Below are 25,360 nucleotides of genomic sequence, written 5' to 3'. Positions count from 1 at the left end.
CCGACTGATCGTCACACCAATCGAGGGGAAGACACATATGCTCACCGGACCCACGGTCGACGTGTACGACCGTAAGGAATTTCTTCAGGTCATCAACGACGCCGTCCCGATCATCCCGGCCCAGTCCGCGGTCGTGACGGTGGAGATGACCAAGCGTCGGCTCACGCCCACCGCGCCGTTCCCGCCCGGCGTACGCGACGAACTGCTCGCCAACACCGAGGAACTGCTCACCCTGGCGCGGGCCACCGGCACTGCCGTGATCCACGTCCTGTCGGCGCTGCGGCCGGTGGAGACCGAGGCCCGCGCGGCCATGCGGGTCCACCGGGCGTGGGCGGCCATCGGCGAGTCGCCGAGCCCGTACGGCCCGGTGCCCGACGAGTCGGTCGACGTGCAGGACGGCACGTTCAAGCCGGACTTCGCGGTCTCCGTCGCCGACAGCGACTACATCATCAAGACCAAGAAGTCGTTGAGCGCCTTCTACCAGACCGACCTGGAGTGGCTCACCAAGGCGCTCGGCGTCGACACGCTGATCCTCGCCGGGGCGAACACCAACGCCGACATCCAGTCCACCGCGTACGACGCGAGCTGCAAGGCGTACAAGGTGATCACCGTCGCGGAGTGCGTCGCCACCTGGTTCGGTGAGGACCTGCAGGAGCTCGGCCTGCAGCAGCTCGGACGCTGCCAGGGCTGGGTCCTGTCACTGGCGGAGCTCGCCGGCAAGCTCAACTCCGCCCCGGCCGCGACGGAGGTGCCGGCATGAGACACCACAGAACGACCATGCTGAAGCTCACGGCGCCGCTGACCGCGGCGGCGTTCGTGCTGGCCGCCTGCGGCGGCGGTGACGACGCCGACGCCGCGACGACGGCGCTGCCGGAGGAGCTCGCGGTGGCGTCGACGGTCGACATGACCGACGAGGAGTACGCCGAGTACCTGACCGCGTTGGAGGAGGCGTCGAAGGCGGAGGGTGGCGTACTCAGCTACTACTTCAGCGCTCCCGCCGCCGCTGCGGAGAAGCAGATCAATCTCTTCATCGAGAAGTACCCGTGGGTGGAGCTGGAGTACACCTCCGGCGGCACGCTCGAGCTGATCGAGCGCGTCATCACCGAGAACGCGGCCGGGCGCCCCAGCGCCGACGTCCTGCAGGGCGGGCCGCTGGAGGACAACACGCTGTGCCGCGACGAAGGGCTCTGCCTGGAGTACGACCCGCGTGGCGAGGCTGACCTGCCGGCGGACCGCGCCTACGCGGACTGCGGCTGCTCGGTGGCCGACTTCTTCACGTTCCACATCACCTACAACACCGACAAGGTCAGTGCGGCCGAGGCACCCCAGACGTACGAGGACCTCACCGATCCGAAATGGAAGGGCCGGTTCGGCGTCAACATCGACCAGCTCGACTGGTTCGCCGGGGTGCTGGCGGAGATGGGTGAGCAGGACGGTCTGGCGCTGATGGAGGCGATCGCCGCCAACGAGCCGGTCGTCTACGCCGGCGCCGACGGTCTGGAGAAACTCGCTGCGGGCGAGTTCGACATCGCGTTCCCGCAGAGCGCGACCCGTACCGTCCGGGATCTGATCGCCGACGGTGCACCGATCGAGATCGTCACCACGCCGGTGACCATCGCCCAGCCGGACATGTACTTCCCGCTGAAGAACGCGCCGCACCCGGCCACCACCCGGCTCTACATGGAGTGGCTGATGAGCGACGAATGGCAGAACAAGGTCGGCGAGGTCGTCGTGAAGGTGCCGATCAAGGAAGGTGCGCCGATCCCCTCGTCGGCCGAGGGCATCCTGGACAGCGAACTGTTCTTCGAGACCACCGACAACTTCGGTGACTACGACACCCGCGTCGAACAGCACCAGTCGATCTTTGTGACGGGCTGATCGACATGACCACCCTCGTGGACAGCTGGGCCCGGCTCACCACCGGTCGGGTCACCCGCTTCCCCGCGCTGCGGGGGGTCTTCACCCCCCGCAGCGTGGTCTACGGCCTGGTCCTGATCATTCTGCTGGCACAGGTGGCGCTGCCGATCGCCATCCTGCTGTTCACCAGTTTCAAGGACGCCCGACCCACCGACGCGGACTTCTTCTCCCTCAGCTTCACGTTGGAGAACTTCCGCGACGCGTTCGCCTCCGGCCGGCTGCTCAGCGTCACCTGGACCACGGTGCAGTTCGCCGGCGGATCCACGCTCGTGGCGCTGGCGCTGGGGACGTTTCTGGCCTGGATCGTCGCCCGCACGAACGCGCCGTTCCGCAACCTCGTCGGGGTGCTCACCATCGTTCAGATGGCGGTGCCGGGGATCCTCGTCCCGGTCGCCTGGACGTTCCTGGCCAGCCCGAAGATCGGGGCGATCAACGTGGCCTGGCGCAACCTCACCGGGACCGAGGGCACCCTGTTCAACGTCTACTCGATGCAGGGCCTGATCCTGGTAAACGGGCTGACCATGGTGCCGATGGTCTACCTGTTCGTGGTCACCGTCTTCTCCTCGATGAACTCCTCGCTGGAGGAGGCCGCCGAGGTGTCGGGAGCCTCGAAGCTGCGCGCGGTGCGGGACATCTCGCTCCCGCTGGCGGCGCCCGGCATCGCCGCCGTGGCGATCATGGCCCTGATGCGGGCCTGGGAGGCGTTCGAGATCCCGTGGTTCCTCGGGGTCAACGAGAAGATCTTCACCTACGCCTCGGAGATCTACCTGCGGACCAGTACGCCACCGAGCAACGTCGGTCTCGTCTCCACCTACGCGGTCTTCATGCTCCTCGGGGCCGTGGTGATGATCTGGTGGTACGACCGTTTCAACCAGGCGGGGGAGCGGTACGCCGTGATCAGCGGCAAGAACTTCTCCTCGGTACGGATGGACCTGGGCCGGTGGCGGGTGCCGGTGACCATCCTCACCTTTGCCGTGCTGACCCTGGTGATCCTGCTGCCGCTGTTCATGCTCCTGTGGATGTCGCTCAACCCGTTCTTCCGGCAGTTCAGCTGGGAGGCCGTGACATCGCTGTCACTGGAGTCGTACGTGGCCGCCCTGCAGACACCCAACATCATGCAGGGGTTCGTGAACAGCCTGCTGGTCGGCGTACTGGCGAGCGTCGGGGTGCTGACCCTGTCGACCCTGGCGGCGTGGTTCTCCGCCCGGCGGGTTCCCGGCGGCCGGCTGCTCTACCTGTTGACGTCGGTGCCGATGGCGCTGCCGAACGTCATCGTCGGTGTCAGCTTCCTGTGGATCTTCCTGATCACGCCGTTGCCGATCTACTCGACGCACTGGGCGCTGGTGATCGCGTACATCACCATCATCATCGCGGTGGTGTCACGGCTGGTCAGCGCACGGATGCTGCAGATCAGCTCGGAGCTGGAGGAGGCCGCGCAGGTGGCCGGGGCGAGCTTCGGGCGGGCGATCTGGACGATCGTCGTGCCCCTGCTGTCGCCGGCACTGCTGGCCGGCGCGCTCATCACGATGGTGATGAGCTTCCGTGAGCTGCAGACCACTCTCTACCTCGCGGGTCCGCAGACCCGTACCGCGGCGGTCGTCATGTTCGACATGGCCGGCGACGGACAGTTCTCCACCGTGGCGGCGTTCGGCATCGTCACCTTCGCCGTACTGCTGGTGGGTCTGGTCGGCTACAACCGCCTCAACGCCCGGATGGGACTCGAGGGCGGCCTCTGAGGCCGCCCTCGGGCCCCGGGCCCTGGTCCCTCGCCGACCGCCGTCAACCCCTTCAACAACGTCTAGTGAGGACATATGACCACCACCGCCGCGCGGCCGCTGACCGACCGTGACTATCCACGCTTCTCCGCCGCCGAGTTCGACCGTCGCGACGCCGAGATCCGCGCCCGGATGGACGCCCTCGACCTCCAACTCGTCGTCGTCTGCGGCCGGGGCGGGCGGGACCCGAATGTGCTGTACCTCAGCGACTGGTGGTCGACGCGGGAGGCCTGGGTCCTGTTCCCCCGGCATGGCGACCCGACGATGCTGATCCAGCTGTCGAACCATCTGCCGCTGGCCCGGCGGATGTCCCGGTTCCCGGACGTACGTTTCGGCGGCTCGGCGCCGACCGGCTCGGTCGACACCACCCCCACCCTCGTCGAATGCCTGCGGGAACGCGGCGTCTCGACCGGCCGGGTCGGCCTGGCCGGAACCGTCACCTGGCGCGAGTACGCCCGGCTCACCGCGGCCTTCCCCGGGGTGGAGTGGGTTGAGTTCGGCGGGCAGCTGGCCGATCAGCGTCAGATCAAGAGCGCCGAGGAGCTGCAGCGGCTGGCCGTCTCGGCGCGGATGTGCGACGCGTCGGCGATGGCGATCGCCGAGCAGGCCCGGCCCGGCATGACCGAGCACGAGCTGGCCCGGATCGTCGAGGACAGCTACCTGGCCGACGGCGGGATCAACGGCATTCACTTCATGGTCGCCACCCAGATGGCCGACCCGCGTGGCGGCGTACCGTGCCAGCACCAGTCCGACCGCCGGCTCCAGGTCGGTGACGCGCTCGTCGCGGAGCTCAGCACCAACTACGCCGGCTACTCCGCCCAGGTGCTGCGCAGCTACACCATCGGCGCGGACCCGACCCCGCTCTACGCCCGGCTGCACGACGTCGCGCTCGAGGTGTTCGACGCCGTCAGCTCGGTGATCAAGCCGGGCGCGACGGTGTCCGACATTCTCGACGCGGCGGAGGTCGCCCAGCGACACGGCTACACCATCTACGACGACCTGGTGCACGGCTGCGCACAGCTGCCGGCCATCGTCCGCACCCGCCAGACCTACCGCGGCGAGCCGGAGGGCTTCGTGTACCGGGAGGGCATGTGCCTGGTGGTGCAACCGAACGTGGTGACAGCCGACGGCCTCGCCGGCGTCCAGTACGGCGAGATGTTCGTCGTCACCGCGTCCGGTCTCGAATCGCTGCACTCGGTGCCGCGCGTGTTCTTCCGGTGCGGCTGACCGCGTGACCGCCACCGACAACCAGGGACGCACGCAGCGCAGCGGGGCCGTCCGTCGCCGCCTGGTCATCGACGTCACCCCGCTGCGCGAGTCCCCGGACTTCCGGCGGCTCTGGACCGGCCACGCCGTCGCCATTCTGGGTACCCAGATGACCAGGGTCGCCGTGCCGTACCAGGTCTACGTGCTGACCGACTCGACACTGATGGTCGGCCTGGCGAGCCTGGCGCAGCTCATCCCGCTGATGGTCTGCTCGCTGTTCGGCGGCTCGGTCGCGGACGCCGTCGACCGCCGCAAGCTGCTGGTGGTCACCGAGGGTCTGCTCGCCGTCGTGGTCGGCGGCCTGGCGCTGCTCGCGCTGCTCGACAGCCCGCCGATCTGGGCCATCTTCGTGCTGGTGGCGGTCACGGCCGGACTCTCGGCGCTGGAGAGCCCGGCGCGCAGCGCGGCGGTCGCCGGCCTGGTCCGTCGGCAGATCCTCCCGTCCGCGTTCGCGTTGAACCAGACCCTCACCCAGGTGGGGGCGATCGTCGGCCCGGCCGTCGCCGGCGTGGTCATCGCGGCGCTCGGCCTGTCGACCACGTACGCGCTGAACGTCGTCACGTTCCTGGTGTCCATCACGGTGCTCACCCGGATGCGGCCGATGCCGCCCGCCCACCAGGTGACCAAACCGGGGCTCAAGTCGGTGATCGAGGGCCTCACCTACCTGCGGAGCAAGCCGGCGGTGATGGGCTGCTTCCTCGCCGACGTGAACGCGATGTTCTTCGGTATGCCCCGTGCGTTGTTCCCGGCGATCGCCCTCGGCCAGCTCGGCGGCGACGCGGTGACCGTCGGCCTGCTGCACGCGGCCCCGGGCGCCGGGGCACTTATCGGGGCCCTCACCTCCGGCTGGGTCGGGTCGGTGACCCGCCACGGGCGTGCCGTGATCATCTCGATCATCGTGTGGGGCCTGGCGATCGCCGGGTTCGGGGTGTCGCACTGGCTGCCGCTGACCATCGCCCTGTTGATGGTGGCCGGTGCCGCCGACGTGGTCTCGGCGGTGTTCCGCCAGACGGTGCTGCAGCTCAGCGTCCCGGACCACCTCCGGGGGCGGCTCTCCGCCGTACACATCGGGGTGGTCACCGGAGGGCCGCTGCTGGGCGATGCGCGGGCCGGGGCGACGGCGAGTTTCAGTAGTCCGGCCTTCGCGATGGTCTCCGGTGGTCTGGCCTGTGCGGTCGTGATGGGCATCCTCGGCTGGCGGCTGACCGCGCTGCGCCGGTGGACGCTCGCCGATGCCCATAACGGGGCCGAAGGCCGAGAGGACGGGACCTGACGTGGCGCAACGCACGGAACCACGCGACTCCGATGGTCTGACGACTCGACTCTGTAGAATCGAGCCATCGGACGGTACGCCGGGGGGTGTACCGCGGCGTGAGGAGAATCGAGGGCATGGCAGTGGTGTTCGACAACCACGAGGCAACGTCCTTCGCCGGTATCTCGGGAACCGTCCACGAACGTGTCCGGGACTGGATGCGTGCGGCGATCGTCGACGGGACGCTCAAGAGCGGGTCACGGATCGTCCAGACCGAGATCGCGCAGCTGCTGGGGGTCAGCCCCACACCAGTACGCGAGGCGATGCGCGACCTGGCCGCCGAGGGGTTGATCAAGGTCCACGCCCGGAAGGTGGCCACGGTCACCGCCATCGACGCGGACGAACTGCGCGACATCCGGCAACTGCGCGAGACCCTCGAAGCGCTGGCGGCCCGACTGTGCGCCGAGCGGATCACCGAGGCGGAGCTGGCCGAGGCCGAACGGATGCAGGAGGAGATGGAGCGCGACCCGGACCTCGGCAAGTACGTCGAGCTGAACCGGACGTTCCACGTGTTCCTGTACAACGCGGCGCGTTCGCCGCGTCTCACCCAGATGCTGCTGTCGCTGCGGTCGGCGACGCCCGGCATGCTGTCGGTGGCGTTCACTCGATCCAAGGAGCGGCGGCTCGACGGGCTCGACGAGCACCGGCGCTTCCTGAAAGCCTGCCGCGACCGGGACCTCGACGCGGCGGAGGCCATCTTCCGTACCCACTCGTCTCCCGCCTTCGACGAGATGCTGGCCATGCTGGAACGCCAGCCGACCGACTGACGCCCCGGCCGTCCCGGCGGCCGCTGCTCGCACGGATGCCCCGGCCGGCGCGGCCGTACCTCGGCGGAGGCCGGCCGTGAGCGGCGGTGCCGGCCGCCCGGCCCGGCCCCCGTTGGCCGCCGCCGTACCCCCGCTGCTGGTGTTCTTCAACCCGCTCACCCAGCTGGCGTACATTCCGATCTCGGTCGGCCTGGGGCGCAGTCTCGACCTGAGTCCGGCCCAGATCGGCATCACCATCGGCGCGCACAGCGTGGCCACGGCAGCCGCCGGTGTGCTCACCGGTCCGCTGCTCGACCTCGTTCCGGTCCGCCGGATCCTGCTCCCCGGGATGCTGGTCAACGCCGTCGTGTCGATCCTGCTGTGCCTGTACCAGAGCTACGCCGTACTCACCGTCGGACGGCTGCTCACCGGCTTCGCCAGCGGTGCCGTGGCGCTCTGCGGCCAGGCGCTGGTGGCCGACCTGACCCAGGGCGACCCGAAGGCCCGCGACCGGGGCTACTCGATGCTGCAGACGTTCGTCAGCATGGGCGCCGCCTCGGCGCTCGCGCTGGGCGCGTTCGCCGCGTCGCTGCAGCAGCCGGTCATCGTGTTCGCGGTCTGCGCCGGCTACGCGACCGTCCTGCTGGCCGTCGTGCTCGTCGCCAGACTGGGCCGGGAACGCCCGCCCGCCACCCATCCGGCCGACGTCCCGTTCGGACAACGGATCCAGCTGACCCTGCGGGCGATCCGCCGGATGCTGGGCGAACGGCGCCGCCGCTGGCTGATCCTGTCCAGCATCGGCATCGGCCTGATCATGCAGGGCAGCCACTTCGGCATCAGCGTGCTCCTCGACCGGCTACCCGACCTGAGCACACTGGAACGGATCGGCGTGTCGATCCTCATCCCCTGCGGGGTCTTCACCGGCAGCTTCATCAACCGGATGTCGCTGAAACGGATCAGCCGTGAACAGTTGTTCACCCGGCTCTACCTGGTCATCCCGCTCGCGGCGGCAGCATACGCGGCGGTCGCGTTCGCCGGGCTGGATGTGGTGGCCGTCGCGCTGACCCTGGTCCTGCTCGGCACCTGCCTGGGCGCGCTCATGCCGCTGTCCATGGCGATCAGCGTCAACTGGAACCCGGAGCTGCGGGCGACCGCCGCCGCCACCGACGCGCTCTCCCGCAGCGTCGGTCAGACCACCGGTCCGATCGCCGTGGGCGCGCTGGTCGCCGTCGGCGGCGTCAGCACGGTCGGCGTGGTCGTCTTCGGCGCGACCCTGCTCGGGCTGGCCGCCTCCCGCAACATCTTCACCGCCACCAACTCAGCCTAGTTGCCACCCAGGACGGTGGGTGGTTCGGCGCGGTAGCCGGTGTTCTGCTGCTGCTGCTTGACCACGCCGCCGCCGGGCGTCTCGACGCTGAACGCCTCCTCGTCGGTGACGATCTTCTGGCCGTCCTCGGCCGCGCCGGCATTCGGGACACCGGTTTGCGACACGGAACGCCGCGCCGCCAGTTCTGGCGACACCGTGCCGGGCGCCTGGCGCGTCGCCGCCTCGGTGCTCCGCCCGCGCAACTGGGTGGGCACCTCTTCGAGCCGGGACATGCCCGCGCCGCGAGCCGGCGGGGTGGGGGCGCCGAGGACCGGCGGGCCGGCGTCGTCGCGCGCGTTCCGTACGCCCGTCCACTCCGAGCCGGGCGGCGGCTGCTGCGACCGGGTGGCCCCGGTTCTTCCCCGCTCCGGTCGTCCGGGCCCGGTCGGCTTCTGCTGCGGCGGGGTGGTGCCGGGGCGGTTGAGTACCGGCGGGGCGGCTCCGGGATGCAGCGGCGGACCAGGCTCGTGCGGACCCCCGGCCCGGGCCGGCGGCGTCAGTTCCTCCCGGCTGCCGGGCCGGCGCTGGTTGGGGCGCTGGTTGTTCAGCACCGGCGGCGCGGTGCTGCCCGGTGGCCGGGAGAACGCGTCCTCGGTCTCAACCGGGCCGGGGACCAGTGTGCGGTCCTCCTGACCGGTACCCGCGCCCGGCGGCTTGCGGCCGAGCGTACGGCCTGGTGGCTGGGTCGTCCCCGGCGGCAGGCCCGGCGCGCCGGTCTTCCCTTGCAGGACGCCCTTCTTGAGTCCGCCCATGCCCGGGGCCGGCGGGAGGGACGGCTGCCCCAGCGGCTTGTTGAGGGCGCTCGGTACGGTGCTCGGGCTCGTCGCGGGTGGCGCGGTGGGCAGGCCCTGATTGGTGCCGGGCACCGGTGGCGGGACGAAGCCGGGGACGGTGGCGGGGTTCACCGCCGACAGGCCGTCCGGCAAGGCGGGCGGCAGGTCAGGATCGGGTACGGCGCTCGGCGTGGGTTGGTTCTGCGTGCCCAGGCCCGAGGGCGGCGCGGGCGGGTTCTGTGTGAGGTTCAGGATCCGCTGCCTCAGCGGAAGTGTCGGGGGAGCGGTCGGGGTGGTGACCGGCGCCGTGGGCGGCGGGGTGGCCAGCGGGACCGGGGGTGGCGCGACCGCAGCTGGTACGACCGGAGGAGGTGCGACTGCAGGCGGCGCGACCGGAGAAGGTGCGACCGCAGGCGGCGCGACCGGGGGCGGGCCGCCGGGGAGCGAGGGGAACGGCGGATGCGGCGGGTTCATCACCGCGTCCATGGGGACGAACAGGGGGCCGTGGCCGCCACCGATCTTGTTCTGCACGTCCCAGTACTGCTCGGCGTACCTCCAGGCGAGCGCCTGCGCCTCCTGGTTGTACTCCTTCTTTTTGTTGTTGACGTCCTCGATCTTCTCTTCCTTGCGCGCGGCGTCCACATCCCAGCGCCAGACCTGCCAGGCCACCTCGAAACGCGTCCCCCAGTCGAGCTGCGCAGCCTCCCTGATCGCGCCCTCGTACTCCTGCCAGAGATCTTCCATCTCTTCGCGGGACGACCGTGCGATGTGGACGAGCGAGCGCAGCGCCGTGACGTTGTTCAGCGCGCTGTCCATCCACTCGTCGAGGTAGGCGAGGGTCTCACCCGGGCCGCGCTTCATGAACGCGTCGCGCGCCTCGCCGTTCGTCCACTTTTCCTGGTAGAGCAGGTCGCTCTGCTCGAAGAGCAGGTTCTTGATGTGGGACATCAGGCTGTACGCGTTCATCCACTGATCGGCCAACGCGGCGATCTCCTCCGGGTGCTGGCCCATGATCTGCTGGCGGATGACGTCGATGGTCTTCGGGTTGTCCTCGCTCGCCGGCATGGTGAAGTCGACCTCTGTCGGCTCAGGCCTCACGTAGTGCGTGCCTTCGCCGTTCGGACCGGAGAAGTAGTACGCCTGGGCGCCCCAGTACTCAGCCATGGCCGCCTACCATCCTTCGCCGCTCTGAATGCGCTCGATCGCCTCGTTGGCCGGGTCGTCGGGTGTGCCAGTGCCGCCCTCGGTCTGCTCGCCGATCGTGACGACGTGGCTCTCCTCGCCCTCGGCGTCCTCCCTGGTCGTGGTCTGCGAGCCGTCGGGGTTGGTCACCGTCTCGGTCGAACTCGTGGTGTTGCCGTCAGCGTCCTGGTTGACCGTACTCTGGGAGTACACCTCCCCACCCTCGTACGCCGTGCGCTCCTCGGTGGTGCTGCCGTCCGGGTTCGTGGTCCGCTTCACGACCGTGTTGCCGTTCAGGTACGTCGACGTGGTCGTGCTGCTGGAGCTGAGCTGGGTGCCGTTCGCCGCGTAGACCGTTGTCGTGGTGACCGTCTGCGAGCTGCCCGGAACGGTGAACGTCCGGATCTCCATCCGCTGGCCGTTGGGGCCGGTAGCCGTCCGGGTAACGCTGCCGTCCGGGTTCGTGGTCCGGCCGGCATCTGTCCACAAGGGGCTCGCGGCCGGTGGCGCGGCGGTGTCGCCGTTGTCCAGGCTGTCGAAGTAGGCGTCCCAGTACGTCGTGCCCTCGATCATCGGGGGCAGCCCGGACGGCCGCTCGGCGCCCGAGACACCGAATGCGAACTCGATCGCGTTGAGGTCGGCGGCGGACCAGCCGTCGGTGCCGCCGTAGGAATCGGCGACGGTCTGCGCGGCTGACCCGACGTTCATCAGCGCCGTGGCCAGGTGGCTGAGGTAGACCTGCAGTTCGTTGTAGTTGTTGAGCATCCTCGTCATGGTGTAGGCGCCCTCGGGCAGGACGATGCCCTCCCACGCCTTGCCCGGCAGCGAGGCGAGCAGCGAGAGGCTGCCCATGTTGTCCAGCAGGTGTCTCTGGATGTCGACCATGTGCTGCGCGTACTCGGCCATGCCGTCGAGGTCGACGTCGATGTCGGCCCGGCCGTCGCTCCAGTCGAACCTCAGGTTCTCGCTCGTCTCGTTCTCGTACGGATTGTCCCAGCCCTCGTACGGCAGCTCCTCGTCCGGCACCAGCCCTCCCCGTCGGTTCCGGCGGACGCGCGGTCCACCACACTCCCCGGTGTTGTCCCCAAACCGAGCGTAGCCGGGCGCCGCACGTGGGGATACCGGTTAGCGCACGTCGGCGCGAGACGTGGTAATAGCCTGCATAACAGGCAAATACCCTGCCCTCGACCTGGCCTGAGTGGACAAGTGGCGCTACCCTCGGTTACGGAGACAGGGCCATGGGTCTCGTGTGTCCTGTGGGGAGGCTCTCCTGAAGCGGGGGGCGGGACAGAGGAGCGGGGTGAACGCACCTTGACAGGTACTCCAGGCGTTGGCCAGGTACACGCCACGCAGGAACAGCTCAACGCAATGGCGCAGCGGTGTCAGGACACCGGGGAGACGCTGGCCACCGGCATGGCGCAGTTGCTCGACCGGATCCAGTCGCTCAGTGGTGGCGGCATGAGCGGTGCCGCCAACAACGCGCTCCAGGGGGTGTCGGCTGACCTCAACTCGGGTCTCACGACGATCCTGAACGCGCTGGACGAGCTCTCCGGCAAGATCAGCAATGCCTCGTCGCAGTACGGCGTGAACGACGAGGACGCCGCAAACGAAATCCGTGCCGCCGCTGAGGCGACCGGCAACAGCACCGTCATCAACGCGCTGCGCGGCTGACCGTCGTTGTTCCACCCGTCGAGAGTCGAGAGGCGATAGATCCATGGGTCAACCCATTACCTACAACTTCGGCCAGATCGCCGACGTGGCGACAGCCATCGGCACCTATCAGGGCAATATGGACCGTATGCTGGGCGAGTTGTACCAGTCCTTCACCCAGCTCTTCGCAAACGACTGGTCGGGCGCCGCGGGTCAGGCGTGCGACGAGGCCCGGATCAAGTGGAACCAGGGTGCGGACGAGATCAGGGAGGCACTCATGCGCCTCGGCACCACGGTGGGTGCTTCGGCTGAGCGCATGCAGCAGGTCGACAACCAGCTCTCGGCCGGCTTCTGAACGAATCGGCCGGCTCCTGAACGAAGAAGCGCACGCGAGTCGTCATCCCGGCGACGTACCCGGGCGTCCGGGATGATCGCCGGGATGACGGCTGCGGCGAGTACCGCCAGTACCCGCTATCCTTTTGGGTACCGCTGTCGTGGCTGTCGGGGGAGGTTGCTGCGGTGGAGCGTCCTAACTGGAACTCATTGAGCGACATCATCGGCGATTTGAAGCGTGCCACTGCCGAGTTGCCCGATCTGCACAAGAAAATGCTGAAAGTCACCGGCACCGCCTGGTCCGACGACCGCATGATCAAGGCAGTGGTCGGCCCGCGTGGGCACCTGCTCGAACTTGACATCGATCCGCGCGTCTTCCGTAAGCCCAACTCCAAGGCGCTGTCGGCCGCGATCGTGCAGACCGTGCGGCTCGCTGTCGAGGACGCGACGCGGCAAAGTGCCGAGATCATCGACGAAACCCTGCCGAGTGACCTGCGTTCGGGCCGGCTCGCCGATGACCTCGACATCACCAAGCTCGTACGCAGCCACGACGCCGATGTACGGCTGAAGGAGGACGAGGACCGTGGGTAGCTTCGTCGAGATCAAGACGAGCATCGGGGACATCGTCGGCATCGCCAACCGGCTCAGCGATCGGGGCGGCACCCTGAGAGACGACATGCAGGGCGCAACCGATCGAGTCACCGAGTTGGAGAACCACGAGGAGTGCCTGCCGCCCGACAAGTTCACCGAGCCGTTCCTGGCCAACTACCACCAGGCCGTCGACAACGGCGACGGCGAAACGATCCCCGCCAACCAGGCGATGAAGCAGAGTGCCATCGGGCTCGGCCAGGCGCTGCAGGACCTGGGGGAAAAGGTCTCCACCGCGATGTGGAGCTACGCCGGCACCGACGACGACAACGCCACGGACATCAGGCAGACGGGCACCTGATCCGGCGCCACAGTCGACCGCGCCGGGCCCGCCGACGGCGGTGAGCAGGGAAGGTAGCGGGTGAGCGACCACGTCCTCTCCGACATCCTGGACTGGTTCTGGGAGATAGAGGAGTGGATTCCGGGGATCCACAGCACCGTCGGTGAGATCATCTTCGGGCCTATCCCGCTGTCGGACGGGGCGCGCCTCTACGACCTGGCCGAGGCCTGGGGTGAGGTGGCGCAGGGACTCGCCGAGGCGTACGAGGAGGTGCGCCCCGCCGCCGACAGCATCATCGAGTCGTGGAGCGGCGACGCCGCGGCCATGCAGTTCGCCCAGCAGTGGATGAGCTACCTGGAGGCGTTGCGGACGACCGCCGACAGCGTCTCGTCGATGCAGCAGGGCGTGCAGGGCCTCGCGCTCCAGGTCGAGATGATGAAGTTCATGGCCGTGATCAACCTGATCATGCTGGCCGTCTCGCTCTACATCATCATCGCCGCCCTGATCCCCAGCGCCGGCGCATCACTGGGTGGAGTGCCGCCCGCCCTCGCGGCGTGCCGGACCGCGATGTGGGCAGCCGTCCGCAAAATCGTTCAGGCGATCACCGGCATCACGTTCCGCACCGCCCTCAAAGGGCTGGGCCAGTTCGCGACCCGGGCACTGCCCGCTGGCGTGCGGGCGGCACCCAGGGTGCTGCCTACCGTGGTAAGGGCCGTGCCCCGGGCTGCCACCACCACCGGCCGGGGCCTCGGCACCGTGGCCAGGAACACGTTCACCCGGCTCACCCCGCGCAACGTCGTCGCGCGTACCGTTGCCGACCGGCTGGCCGGTCAGGCGATGAACCGTGCCGCCCGCAGGGCGCTGCGCAACCAACTCGGCCGCGGTCTGGGTAGCCGGGCCGCGGCCAACGCCGCGCGTTCACAGGTTGCCCGCGAACTGCAGCAGCAAATTCTCGCCAACTGGGGCGCGCGGACCGCAGCGCAGGCGGCAGGCCGGACAGCGGCCAACTCGGCGGCTCGCTACGCCGGCAACCAGATGATGGAGCGCGCCGTCCAGCAGGGACTCGCCCGGGCGGCGACCGAAGCCACTGAGGTGGCATTCCGCAGAGAGTTTGCCAAGTACCTCGGCATCCGGGTGGCCTTCGGTGCCGGCTTCCTCGGCGGCGGCGACCTGCTCGGCCAGGGCCTGCAGGTGCTCGACGGCAACCGCAGCGGCATCGACATGACACAGACAGCGGTCACGGCGGCGCAGGGCGCGGCCTTCGGCCTCGGCATGTGGGGCGGGCTCGGCGGCCACATCCTCGGCGGCGCCGCCGCCGGCGGCATGGTCGGCTTGGGCACCGCGATGGCCAGCGAAGAAGGCTTTGACTGGAGGGATCCCGACGACTGGGCGAAGGTCGGGCACGAGGCCGCGAAAGGTGGCATGGCCGGTGCCATCTTCGGGGCCCAAAACAACCTGGAGATGGTACGCGTCAACGCGCCTTCGCGGATCGGCGGCGCCGACATCCGCACCTTGCCCGACTCACTTGCCGCCGGGAGCCGGGCATCCGGTGGCCTGCCCGGCGGTCTCGCCGGCGCGCGCAGCGGTGAGGGCTTCGCCCCAGGGCTCGGTGACGGCGTCGGGAGCCTGCCGGACGGCGACGGGATCGGCCTGCGGCGCGACGGCGAGTCCGCGCCGCGCGTACCGGAAGCCGAGACGCCACGCGGGGTCGTGGCGCCGGCGCTGCCCGTCGTAGACGCGTTGACGCGCAGCGAGGCGCTGCCCGCCCGGGGCGGGGACGGCGGCGCGGGCCCGGGCCCGCGTCAGCCTGCCACACCCGCTCCCAGCGGCGGTTCGTCGCCACGCGCGGCCGATCAGGTCCGCGACGAGGGGGGCGCGGGGCCGGGCACGATCGAGCGGACGCCGGTGCCGGTCGAGCCGCTACGGGTCGGCGACGACGCGCCACCGCCGGGTGATCGGGTGCCGGCCGACGGCGACTCGGTCCGGCCCGGTGACCTGACGCCGTCCGGCGGTGATGGAGTGCGCGCGGCGGACCGGCGCGGCGACGAGGCAGTTCCGATGGCGGCGCGGGCAGCTGACGACGTGGTGCCCGACCGCGCGCCGGGCCCCGATCGCGCGTCTAGCGCAGACGCACCGCCGCTCCGCACTGATACCCCACCCCCACGGGCCGACGGCCCAGCCACCCCCCGGGCCGAGTCTCCGCCGCGCGTCCTCGACCCGGCGACGCGCCTCGGTGGCGACGCGCCACCGCCGCGCGATCCGGATGCGCCGGGTCGGGGCGGCGACGAGTTCGTCTCGGGACGGGACCACGAGGGCTATTTTCCAGATCGCACCGGCGAAGACTTGGACATTTCGTGGGGACGGGAGAACTTCGGTGGCGATCCTGCTCGATTTTCAGAAGACCAGGGAAGACAGTCGGGAGGTCGAATACATTTTCGGGATCCCGGAGAAGATGGACCGCCGGTTGGTGATCGAGAAGGCGTCGGAACAGGGGAGGCCACTGGACGGGGACCGGAACCACCAGTTCTCGGCCGTGTTCGTGAAGATTCTCCGCTATCACCAGGCGCAGAACAGGTGGCCGGCGAAGGGCTCGTACGCGGCGTAGCGGGCGAGCGGGTCCCGTACCGGCTGGTGCCGGTCGAGCCGGTGTCCGCGACCCGGGTCGCCGAGGTGCCCGACGCGGTGGCCGCCGTGATCGACCAGCACGTCACCGGCCTGCTCGACGGGCGCACCGTGGACGCGGCGGACCAGCCGCACCGGGCCACGTGGGATCCCGAGTCGGGCACGCTGACCGTGCACTACCCGGACGGACTGGAGGCCCGCGTCGTACTCCAGGTCAACTCGTCGCTGCCGCCCGGCCATCCCACGGTGCTGCGCCCGACGATGGAGTTCGTGCACGGTGCCTGGCGGCAGGCCGACGCCGCCGGTGTGATCCTGCCCGCGCACGCGCCCCCGGACGGTGTCACGCGCACCGACTTCGTCCACCAGGAAATCGACAACGCCTGGCGTGCCCTGCACGAGGAACTACGCGACCTGCTACCGACCGAGCCGCTGCCGGATGCGCCTCGCGCGGACGGCCCGGCGCTTGCCCCTCGGACCGACGAGGTGCCGCTCGCGGTGCTGGAGGAGGGCAACCCGGACGTGCCGGTCCTCGACGCGGACCAGGTGACGTTCCGGGACGCCGGGCCCGCCGACCCGCGTCCGCACCCGCCGTGGACGCCGGAGTCGATCCGCGATGCGCTCACCGACCGAAGCCAGCCCGAGCCGGTTGTCCGCGCGATCGCGGACCATCTGGCCGACCGCGCCGACGACGGGTCGTTCGCGCCCCGATCCGCAGTGGAGGTCACGGCGACGCTCGCCCGGTTGGAGCAGGAGGCCGCGCGGATGGTGGCCGGATCCGGAGTGGACCGGACCGGGACCGACACCTCCTCGGCTGCCGGTGGACACGCGGCGGCCCGGGTCGGTCATGACGGCACGCCAGCTCACATCATGCCGGAGCTGGCACCTAGCGAAAACTTCCCGCCGCACGTCACCCGCACCGGTGCCGACCTGCCGCAGCAGGTCCACGAGTTGGCGGCCAGGGCAAAGGAGAATCTTCTCGCCAGGTACCCCGAGCACGCGGTCCAGACGCGGATCCGCGACCTGGATGCCATCGTCGCCCGGGCCGACGCGTTGGACGCGGCCGCCGCCCGGGCCCGGGCCACCGGCGATCTCGGCGAGTTGGTGCAGAGCGTGCGCGATCTGAGCCGGTCGGTCAACGACTACGCCGACCAGTACCGCAACTGGCGCGACTTCACCCGCGACGGCGAGCACGCCGACCCCGGCTGGCGCGACGTCGACGGTATCGACCCGCTCAACTCGGTCGAGATGGCGAACCGGGCGATCGGCATCGACCCGTCGACCCACCGGTTCCACGTCATCGACCAGGCCATCGCCGTCGCCAAAATCGAAGAGATTCTCGGTCCGGAGTTCGCCGCGCACGCGCTCCAGACGCTCGACCGGGTGGTGCCCAAGGATCCCGACTCGGTGCGCGCCCTGGTCCCGCCCGAGGCGGTCACGCCGGAGTTGATGCGCTGGGTCGAGGGACCGGCGCGCGGTGGCTACGACACCCGCATCGGCGCTACGTTCATCGATCCGAGGTCCAGCGGCGAGCCGCGGCCGATCAGCGCCTTCGCCGCCACCCTGGTGCACGAGAGCATGCATTCGCTGCAACCCAACGCCGCACTGGTGATCGCCGCGATGGCCGAGGCCGGCTACCCGCCGGCCGCCCGCGACCTGGTCCGCGCCCACCTGCGGTTCGAGGCCGAGTTCGGGGCGTTCGCGGTGCAGCGGCACTTCGTGGAGGGTCTGGCCGGCTTCCGCCCGGCCGAGCATTCGTCCGACGCCCGGGTGCCGAAGGCGGACGGTCTGCGCGAGCTCGCCGACTGGACCCCGCAGCAGATCGAGGATTTCGTCCGCAGCAGATATCTCTCCGAGGAGGGCAGGAGGCTCGTCGGGCCGGACGTGGTGGGCCGGCACCCCGAGCTCACCATCGAGAACAGCGTCAACCGCGCACGCCTGGCCATCCTCGAGGCCAACCACCCGCTGCCGGGTGAGCGGCAGCACGGCACACTGTACGGTCCGGTCACCGCGCGGCTGGCCGAACAGTACGGCATCGACCTGCATGCCATCGGGCAGCGGCAGGGCGAGACCATCGCCCCGCCGCTGCGCGATGAGGCCCCGCCGCTGCGCGATGAGGCCCCGCCGCTGCGCGACGAGGCGCCGGCGGGGGAGCGCGCCAAGGCAGCCGAGCCCGGCGTCCGGGATCCGGACACGCTCATGGAGGAGCGCGGCCGAGGACCCGAGGAAGACGATGTGCCGCATCCGGACGCGACGTCCCCCGGCGACCGGATCGACGACGCCCCGGGCTATTCGGCGCCGGTGCGCGCCGCCGACCTGCACCCGGACACCCGGACACCGCTGCTGCCCGGCCACGGCGCGCAGCTGCTTGCCGACCTGCGCGGCGACCACGCGTACACCGTCTCGCGTACTGAGGCGCTGCTGTCCGGCCAATGGGCCGGGCTGCGAGACGCCAGCCCGCCGGTGGCGGTGGCCCGCCCGGACTCGCCGTTCAACGCGGCGGCCGAGGCGCAGGCGCGGCGGGTATCGGTCGTGGACGCCGGTGGCCACGCGCGGGCGGTGACGGAGGTGACGCTGCGGATCCGGTACCAGGCCGATCCCGCAGTGACGCCGGAAGCGCTGGACCGCGCGCGGTCGAACCTGCTCGACGGCACCGACCTCTACTTCAACCATCAGCACCGGCTGCCCGACGGCTCGCAGTTCCATCTGCGGGTGGAGCTGGAGCGGGTGGAGTTCGACCCGCTTGCGCGCATCACCGACGTGGTGACCCTGCACCCAGGCCGGGGCGACGGCCCAGGCGACTCGATCAACCAGATGTCCTGGCACGCCGAAATGGACCCGGTGGTCTTCGCCCACGAGGTGGGCCACCATCTCGGGCTGGCCGACGAGTACGTGCAGCCCGGTGCAGAGGGCCGCCGGACGTTGACCGCGCAGAGCGCCCGGCTGGACGCCAGCGTGATGGGGCACGCCCGACTGTTCTGGGCCGATGGTGGGCTGGTCCGGGACCACGCCGGTCAGGCCGTGCCCGCGCTCGCCGGGCTGCGTGACCGCCACCTGGCCCAACTGGGCGAGATGCTCCCCGAAGTGGACCTGGCGCGCGGCGTTGACGGATCCGCCGCGCGCGGCGCTGACGGACCGGAGGGGCGCGGCGGGGCGGAGGGGCCGCGACACCGCAACGCCGAGCCGCTGCCCGTGGCCGCCCTGCGCCTACCGCCGCACGTACAGCGACTGCTGGAGACCTTTCACCCGGACGGCCACACCCCGCTCGACCACGCCCGCCGGCTGGACCGCATGCATGCACTGTTCGGCGACCGTTTGTCGGTGGACCGGATGACGGGCGATCACCTGCGCTACACCGACGCGTTGGTCGGCGCGGCCAGCCGGATCTATCAGGCGGCGCCTGACTTCTCCTTCTCGGCGCGCGACCTGGGCCGGCTGCGCGACCTCGCCGACATGTTCGGCGCGCGGCCCGGCGGCCCGTTGCCCGATGCGGAGGCGATGCTGCGGCACGCCCAGGATGTGCTGGGTGGCGAGGGGGCCACCGTACGGCAGGTCGATGGCCTGGCCCGGCTGGCACAGTGGTTCGAGGCCACCGGCGGCGTACGGCTGGACGGGGAGTCCCCGGTCGCGGCGCTGCGGCGCGCGGCCGGCGAGCTGCTCGGCGAAGCACCCGGCCCAGCGGCGGCGCGTGCGGCGACGGACGTGCTGACTCGGGCGGCCGAGGCCGGTAACCCGATGCCGGACTGGCGTACCGTCGACCAGTTCCGGTTCGGCGACGATGGCGCGATCCGGTTCGGCGACGATGGCGCGATCCGGTTCGGCGACGACGGCCGGCCGCTCGCCGAGCCGCCCCGGGTCAGCGAGGTCGGGGCCACCGGGCGGCTCGTACCGTCCCGGGACTTCGCCGAGCCGCACATGATGCGCCAGTGGGACGAGCTGCACGCCGGGCGGTTGGATGAGCTGGTGAACCAGGTCAGGGTCCGCACCGACCTGTCCGTGCCGGAGAAAATGAGGCTCATCCAGGACGAGTTGCTTGCCCGGTTCGGTTACCAGCCGGCACGCGTCGAGGGCAACCTCGACATGATGAACCTACGGTTCTACGAGTGGCAGAGCGGTGAACTGTTCATCCACGCGTCGGCGATGATGCTGCGCCCGGAGGCGACTATCGAGGTCGCGTACGAGCCGCACCAGCACTTCACCGAGTTCCGGGACGACGTGTCCGACGCGTTCCTGGCCAACCTCGGCGACGTACCGCAGGGCCTGACCCGCGACCTGGTCGACCGGGCCGTGCTGTGGCGTTCGGTGCGCGGCCTGCCGCTGGACGACCTCGACCCGGTAGCGCTTGCCAACCACCTGATCGACATGCAGGTGCGGCCGCTGAAGAACGCGCTCGCCATGCGCGACCGGCTGATCCGCGAATACAGTATCGATCCACGCCGGGTGCGGCTGAGCTACGACGACCAGCCGCGCGAGGTGCACTACGCGAACAGCAAGTTCCGCCGGGCCCACCTGGTGGCGCTGCCGAAGGTACGTGAGTCGCCCGTACAGGCCCGGCAGACGATGGCCGACGCCATGCGCGGGGACGGCGAGCGGGGCGCGCGGCGCGAGGCACGGGCGCGGCAGGTCGCCCAGGAGATCTACGCCCGGCACGAGACGCCAGGGACGCCGAAGAAGTACGCGCTGCTGTGGGTGCGCCGTACGCACGTACCGATGGGCGCCTTCATGGACACCAAGCCCGAACTGCTGCGCCAGACGATCGAGACGATCCGGGCCGTGGACCCGGATCGGCAGATCATGCTGATCGGCGATGATCTGTTCGAGGGCCGGCCGCAACTGCGTGCGCAGTTCGCGGCGGAGGGCGTCCTGGCCGGCGTGGACCTGCAGACCCTGCAGCATTTTTGGGAGCGCCCGGACGGGCGCCTGGGCCACGGCGAGCAGACCCTGTTCCTGCACTACCTCAACCTCGAGCGCGACATCGTCCAGATCGGTATGGAGAGCGGGGCGCTGGAGACGGCGATCACGATGGGCGTACCCACCGTCTACTTCCAGGGTCTGGAGCACGTGGGCGACAAGGGCGTGCGCTGGCAGCTCTACTGGGACGAGTGGTCGTACGGGCACAGCGTGCAGGCCCGGAGCGAGGACGGCAGCCCGCTGTTCTTCGAGTCGCGGCGGCCGATCATGGAGTTCCACCCGGCCGGCGAGCGGCTGCCCCCGCCGCTGAACACGATCCGGCGGGTCGAGTTCGGACCCGGCCTGCCCGATCCGGCCGACCGGTTGACGCCGCCGGTGGCCGTCTACTACCCGGCCACCATCTCCGCCACCGCAGACCGGGTGATCCAGCTCGTGGAGCGCGGCGAGTTGGAGCACTGGCCGGAACGGATGGGCCGGTCGTGGTCGCCGCAGGAGAACGGATGGCGGGCGTGGGACGCGGCCGAGTGGGACGCCAGCCACTACTACGCCGGCCAGGCGTACCAGTGGCTGCACGCCGAGCCGTCCGGCATGGCGGCGGCGGCGCACCGGTGGTCGGCGCTCGGGCACGCCCTCGCTGGTGTACTCGACCCGCACAGCCGGGACGTCGCCGGGGCGTACCGGGAGGGTGGGTTCCACGCCGCCGGGCCGCTGCCCGACGAGCTGGCGGCCCGGCTACGGGAGGCATACGACGCCCCACCGGCGGAGCGCGGCCAGGCAGTGGTGTGGGTCCTGCAGGACCTCCTCGACGTGCCCGACCTCAGCAGCCGGGCCAGCTCGGACCTGCGGATGCTGCGGCTGACGCCGGACGAGATCGCCAAGCTGCGTGAGGCGATCGAGCACGTGGTGAACGCCCGCAACGCGCAGCGCGTCATCGAGCCCTGGGAGACGCCGCCGGGCACGACCGGCCAGCCGCCCGCCGGACCACGGGACCGATAGGCCGTACGCTCGCAACGTCGCGTCCGCTCCGGCCGGGGCGGGCGAGAGCAGGAGGTGCTCCACGTGTCGCAACCGGAGGTCGAAGGCCGGGTGGCCCCGCGGGTCCACTACCGGTTCGGGAACGAGTTTTCGCCGGCCAACCGGCACGGGCGGGTCGAGCTGACGGTGACCGTCGACGGCGGCGCGCGGCTCGACCACTACGAGGTCGGCCGGGTCCGGCGGTGGACGGCGCGGCTGGACCCGGTGGTGTGGCCGCGGCTGCTCGACGAACTGCGCCGGTCCTCCTTCCCGGCCGTCGAGGTGCCGCCGATCCCGCCCGGCGGTACCAGCCACCAAATCGAGGTGGTCGGCGCGGAGCTGGCCGGGGAGCTGGTGCTGGACCGTGCCGCGGCGCCCGGCTCCGGGCTGGCCGGGGCGCTGCGGATCCTCGACTCGCTGGTGTACCAGCTCAGCGGCGGTGCGGTACGCGCCACGCGGGATGACCTTCCGCAGCTGGCCCACTGGATCGTTGCGGAGCCGCCCGAGGCGGAGGCGGCGGTCGGTGTGGCCTCCTTCGGCATGGCGGGCGGCGCGCCCGCATACGCGGTGACGACGCCGGAGAACTCGTTCCGCCTGTTCTCCGTACCGGACGGGGAGCCGCGTGGCGCGTCCACCCGGTCCTCCGCGCCGATCCGGGCGCTCGCCCTGGGGGCGGCCGGTGCGCGGGAACTGCTGGCCACCGGCGGTGACGACCAGATAGTCAAGGTCTGGGACGTCAACACCGGCGCAGAACTGCATGCCCGGGGTGGCCCAGAGGGCGCGGTGCGCGCGGTGACGGCTGCGGTGGTGGGCGGCGATGGCTGGATCTTCGCGGCGGGCGGCGACGGCCGGGTCTGGTCCTGGCGGATGGCCGGTGGGGTCATCGAGGAGCGCGGGGCGATCTCTGGATGGACCGGGAGCCTCAACGACGTGTGCTTCGCCCGGGTCGCGGATCTCGACCTGGTCGCGGCGGGCGGCGACGAGGGCGTCGTGTACGTATGGAACGTCGCGGACGGCTCCAACCTGCACACGCTCAGCGGCCACCAAGGCTGGGTGAACGCAGTATCGATGATGGGCACCGGGCGGAAAGGACTGCTGGCGTCGGGTGGTGCCGACGGCGTCGTACGGGTCTGGGATCTGGCCACGGGTAAGCAGGTGCATGCTCTTGCCGGCCAAGCTGCGGGTGCGAGCGGCGTGGGCCAGACCGCTGGGGTGACCGGCGTGGTGTTCGGCGAGGTGGCCGGGCAGCCCGTCGTGGCCTCCTGCGCCCTGGACGGGATGCTGCGCCTGTGGGATGTCGCCTCCGGCGATGCGCTGGGTGCCTGGCCGTGCGGCGGCGATTGGCCCAGCGGGATCGCGGCCGTCCAGACCGGCGACCGGTCCGTGATCGTCACGTCCTGTGCCGACGGTCCGGTGCGTGGCTGGGACGTGGTCGGCGGCTCGCTGGTGCTGGAGTTGACCGCTGACGCGCTGGGTGGCGCGGTGACCGCCGTCGCCGCCGGGCGGTCCGGCGACCGAACGCTGCTGGCCACCGGCTACCCCGATGGTGGCATGCGCCTGTGGGACGCGGCGAGTGGCTCGCCGGTCCGGACCCACCGCCCGGCCGACGGGCGGGTCACCTCTGTCGCGTTCGGGCTGTTCGGTGGCGCCCCGGTGCTGGTGACCGGCGACGCCACCGGCACCGTACGCGTCGACGACGTGGGCAGCGGCGAGGTGCTGTCCGTGCCGACACCGCACACCGGTTCCGTGCTGGCGCTGGGCTTCGCGACGGTCGGCGACCGCGACGTGGTGGTGTCCGGCGGCGCGGACGGCACGGTGCGGGTCTGGGATGCGCTCACCGGGGCGCCGCTGCGGCGGATGCTCGGCCACCTGGCTGCGGTGACGGCCGTGACGGCCGGGTGGGTCGGTGACCGGATGGTGATCGTCTCGGCCGGCCGGGACCGGGTGGTACGCAGCTGGGACGCGGCCACCGGAGAGCCGCTGCACGGCGGCCACGGGCACCCGGCGTCGGTGTACTGTCTCGCCTTCGGCTCGCTGGAGCACCGCCCCGTGATCGCGTCGGGTGGCCAGGACGGGACGGTACGGATCTGGGACGCGGCCACCGGCGCGGAGCTCCACGTACTGTCCGGCAACGACGGCACCGTGACCGCGCTGGCCTTCGGCGCGACCGACGGCACCAGCTTCCTCGCGGTGGCGACCGACGATGGCGCGGTGCGGGTGTGGCGGCTGCCGGACGGCCTTCTGGCCCGCGAGACGCGGCTGGCACAGCGGCCGATGGCGGCGCTGTTCTCGGCGCCCGACCGGTTTCACGTCGCTGGCCGATCCGGCCTGGCCGTAGTGGACATTGGCTGAGTCGCGCGTGGGCTGCGGCTGTCAGCCGTCCGTACCGTCGCTCAGCGTGTGAGAATGGGCGGGGCCGCGCCGGAATCGCACAAGGGGGAGCGCAGCGGATGCAGGCAGACCGCGTCGTCGAGGCGCTGCGACGGCACGTGTTCCAGCCGGGTGAGGACGTGGCGAAGCGGTTCGCCGAGCCGGAGCGGGTGACGGTGCTGTCCACCACCCAGGCCCTGTACGAGGCGGAGCCTGCGGGCTGGCGGATCGGCACTGCGGCGTGGGTCGACAGCGCCGTCCGGGTGGCCCGGGACAGCTCGCTGGAGAACTTCGTCGCCACGTACGGTTTCGTCTTCTCCCGCGACGGCGGCGCCCTCTTTCTCAACGACGCGGCGGCCATCCGGGAGCTCGGCCGGGGACTCGGCGCGGGTCTCGACCCGCTGGCGTACGCCGAACTGCTGGCCGAGCTGTACTCGGGCCAGCGGATCGACGACCCGGTGGTCTTCTCCTTCGCGGCCACCGCCGGATTCCGGCCCGGCTGGCTGATCGCGGACGTCGAGGAGTTCCTCCGCAAGCATCCGTCGGTGGATCCGTCCCTGGTGTCCCCGCCGCGAGCGAGCCAGGAGGGCGGGGTCAGCCGGATCGACTTCCTCTCGCACAACTACTACCTGGTCGAGTTCGGCGCGGCCATCGACATCTACCGGTGGACGGTGACCGCGCCGGCCGGCCAGCCGGCCTCCTGGGTGCGTGAGCCGGTAGCGCAGCGGCTCACCCTGCCGCCGTCCTAGCCGGACGTGTCCCCGCTGGCCAGCGCGTCGGGCATCAGCCCACGCCGGGTGTCGGGCCGGTCTCGGTCAGCCGGACCGCGCAGGACGGGTTCTGACCGGTGTGTTCCACCAGAAGCTTGCCGTCGATGTGGATCTGGCAGCGAATCTTCGACAGCAACGGGTTCGGGTGCGTACCCGGCACCTCGGTGTCGAAGCGGAAGGAGCCGTTGAGGCGGACCCACTCGACGTCCGGATGGCGCACGGTGACCTCGTGTGTCCAGGACGCGCCGAACTCCGTGACTCCCGTTTCGAACCCCGTGTCCTGGGTGTAATAGGCGGAGATGTCGGCAAATGCTCGGTCGCCCACCATGTTGAGGTCGTAGCGGACCTGGTAGGACACCGGATCCGGGCCACCGCAGCCCGAGACCGCCAGCACGAAGGCGGTCACCATGGCGGCCGGGAAGGCGAGG

The 25,360-nt window shown here is 70.7% G+C and carries 17 protein-coding genes; 14 read left to right on the top strand and 3 right to left on the bottom strand.

Features of this window, described 5'->3' with window-relative positions; genetic code table 11:
* Positions 1 to 37: 37 nt before the first annotated feature.
* From O7629_RS20105 to O7629_RS20075, 7 genes are all read left to right on the top strand, one after another.
* On the top strand, positions 38 to 760 hold the full coding sequence (locus O7629_RS20105) for a cysteine hydrolase (RefSeq protein ID WP_278171004.1): 723 nt from the start codon (positions 38 to 40) through the stop codon (positions 758 to 760).
* Positions 757 to 1,878: an extracellular solute-binding protein gene (locus O7629_RS20100; RefSeq protein ID WP_278171003.1), complete on the top strand. Its 1,122-nt coding sequence runs from the start codon at positions 757 to 759 to the stop codon at positions 1,876 to 1,878. The genes O7629_RS20105 and O7629_RS20100 overlap by 4 nt, the downstream gene beginning before the upstream one ends.
* Before the next feature lie 5 nt (positions 1,879 to 1,883).
* Positions 1,884 to 3,653, top strand: coding sequence for an iron ABC transporter permease (locus O7629_RS20095; protein WP_278171002.1), 1,770 nt, complete (start codon positions 1,884 to 1,886; stop codon positions 3,651 to 3,653).
* A 75-nt stretch (positions 3,654 to 3,728) separates the two neighbouring features.
* Positions 3,729 to 4,919, top strand: a complete 1,191-nt coding sequence (locus O7629_RS20090) for a M24 family metallopeptidase (protein WP_278171001.1) — start codon at positions 3,729 to 3,731, stop codon at positions 4,917 to 4,919.
* 4 nt (positions 4,920 to 4,923) lie between these two features.
* On the top strand, positions 4,924 to 6,231 hold the full coding sequence (locus O7629_RS20085; protein WP_278171000.1) for an MFS transporter: 1,308 nt from the start codon (positions 4,924 to 4,926) through the stop codon (positions 6,229 to 6,231).
* 116 nt (positions 6,232 to 6,347) lie between these two features.
* Positions 6,348 to 7,037 (top strand): GntR family transcriptional regulator, encoded by a 690-nt coding sequence (locus tag O7629_RS20080; protein WP_278170998.1) that lies wholly within the window; start codon positions 6,348 to 6,350, stop codon positions 7,035 to 7,037.
* Between the two features lie 76 nt (positions 7,038 to 7,113).
* Entirely contained in the window at positions 7,114 to 8,343 is a 1,230-nt protein-coding gene (locus O7629_RS20075) for an MFS transporter (protein WP_278170996.1), read from the top strand.
* Here O7629_RS20075 and O7629_RS20070 read toward each other — a convergent pair.
* Positions 8,340 to 10,319, bottom strand: coding sequence for a hypothetical protein (locus O7629_RS20070; RefSeq protein WP_278170995.1), 1,980 nt, complete (start codon positions 10,317 to 10,319; stop codon positions 8,340 to 8,342). The two genes, O7629_RS20075 and O7629_RS20070, sit on opposite strands and share 4 nt — an antisense overlap.
* A 6-nt stretch (positions 10,320 to 10,325) precedes the next feature.
* Positions 10,326 to 11,363: a hypothetical protein gene (locus tag O7629_RS20065; RefSeq protein WP_278170993.1), complete on the bottom strand. Its 1,038-nt coding sequence runs from the start codon at positions 11,361 to 11,363 to the stop codon at positions 10,326 to 10,328.
* A 180-nt stretch (positions 11,364 to 11,543) separates the two neighbouring features.
* Here O7629_RS20065 and O7629_RS20060 point away from each other — a divergent pair, with 180 nt between their 5' ends.
* From O7629_RS20060 to O7629_RS20030, 7 genes are all read left to right on the top strand, one after another.
* A complete protein-coding gene (locus O7629_RS20060) occupies positions 11,544 to 12,008 on the top strand; it encodes a WXG100 family type VII secretion target (RefSeq protein WP_278170992.1) in 465 nt (154 codons plus the stop codon).
* Positions 12,009 to 12,051: 43 nt separating this feature from the next.
* The gene (locus O7629_RS20055) at positions 12,052 to 12,342 is read left to right on the top strand and encodes a WXG100 family type VII secretion target (protein WP_278170991.1); all 291 of its coding nucleotides are present in this window, start codon (positions 12,052 to 12,054) and stop codon (positions 12,340 to 12,342) included.
* Positions 12,343 to 12,506: 164 nt separating this feature from the next.
* Positions 12,507 to 12,911: a YbaB/EbfC family nucleoid-associated protein gene (locus tag O7629_RS20050; protein ID WP_278170990.1), complete on the top strand. Its 405-nt coding sequence runs from the start codon at positions 12,507 to 12,509 to the stop codon at positions 12,909 to 12,911.
* Positions 12,904 to 13,269, top strand: coding sequence for a hypothetical protein (locus tag O7629_RS20045; RefSeq protein ID WP_278170989.1), 366 nt, complete (start codon positions 12,904 to 12,906; stop codon positions 13,267 to 13,269). The genes O7629_RS20050 and O7629_RS20045 overlap by 8 nt, the downstream gene beginning before the upstream one ends.
* Positions 13,270 to 13,329: 60 nt before the next feature.
* Positions 13,330 to 21,774, top strand: a complete 8,445-nt coding sequence (locus O7629_RS20040) for a hypothetical protein (protein ID WP_278170988.1) — start codon at positions 13,330 to 13,332, stop codon at positions 21,772 to 21,774.
* Positions 21,775 to 21,837: 63 nt separating this feature from the next.
* A complete protein-coding gene (locus tag O7629_RS20035) occupies positions 21,838 to 24,144 on the top strand; it encodes a WD40 repeat domain-containing protein (RefSeq protein ID WP_278170987.1) in 2,307 nt (768 codons plus the stop codon).
* Positions 24,145 to 24,242: 98 nt separating this feature from the next.
* On the top strand, positions 24,243 to 24,911 hold the full coding sequence (locus O7629_RS20030; RefSeq protein ID WP_278170986.1) for a hypothetical protein: 669 nt from the start codon (positions 24,243 to 24,245) through the stop codon (positions 24,909 to 24,911).
* 34 nt (positions 24,912 to 24,945) lie between these two features.
* Here O7629_RS20030 and O7629_RS20025 read toward each other — a convergent pair whose 3' ends face one another.
* Entirely contained in the window at positions 24,946 to 25,338 is a 393-nt protein-coding gene (locus O7629_RS20025; RefSeq protein WP_278170985.1) for a hypothetical protein, read from the bottom strand.
* Positions 25,339 to 25,360 lie beyond the last annotated feature (22 nt).

The organism is Solwaraspora sp. WMMD792 (assembly GCF_029626105.1).
Taxonomy (GTDB): Bacteria; Actinomycetota; Actinomycetes; order Mycobacteriales; family Micromonosporaceae; genus Micromonospora_E.
This window is presented reverse-complemented; position numbering and strand designations above follow the sequence as displayed.

What these genes read in the sequence shown, in the direction of transcription:
- O7629_RS20105 (WP_278171004.1), top strand. Translation starts at nt 38, where the DNA reads ATGCTCACCGGACCCACGGTCGACGTGTACGACCGTAAGGAATTTCTT.
- O7629_RS20100 (WP_278171003.1), top strand. Translation starts at nt 757, where the DNA reads ATGAGACACCACAGAACGACCATGCTGAAGCTCACGGCGCCGCTGACC.
- O7629_RS20095 (WP_278171002.1), top strand. Translation starts at nt 1,884, where the DNA reads ATGACCACCCTCGTGGACAGCTGGGCCCGGCTCACCACCGGTCGGGTC.
- O7629_RS20090 (WP_278171001.1), top strand. Translation starts at nt 3,729, where the DNA reads ATGACCACCACCGCCGCGCGGCCGCTGACCGACCGTGACTATCCACGC.
- O7629_RS20080 (WP_278170998.1), top strand. Translation starts at nt 6,348, where the DNA reads ATGGCAGTGGTGTTCGACAACCACGAGGCAACGTCCTTCGCCGGTATC.
- O7629_RS20070 (WP_278170995.1), bottom strand. Translation starts at nt 10,319, where the DNA reads ATGGCTGAGTACTGGGGCGCCCAGGCGTACTACTTCTCCGGTCCGAAC.
- O7629_RS20055 (WP_278170991.1), top strand. Translation starts at nt 12,052, where the DNA reads ATGGGTCAACCCATTACCTACAACTTCGGCCAGATCGCCGACGTGGCG.
- O7629_RS20030 (WP_278170986.1), top strand. Translation starts at nt 24,243, where the DNA reads ATGCAGGCAGACCGCGTCGTCGAGGCGCTGCGACGGCACGTGTTCCAG.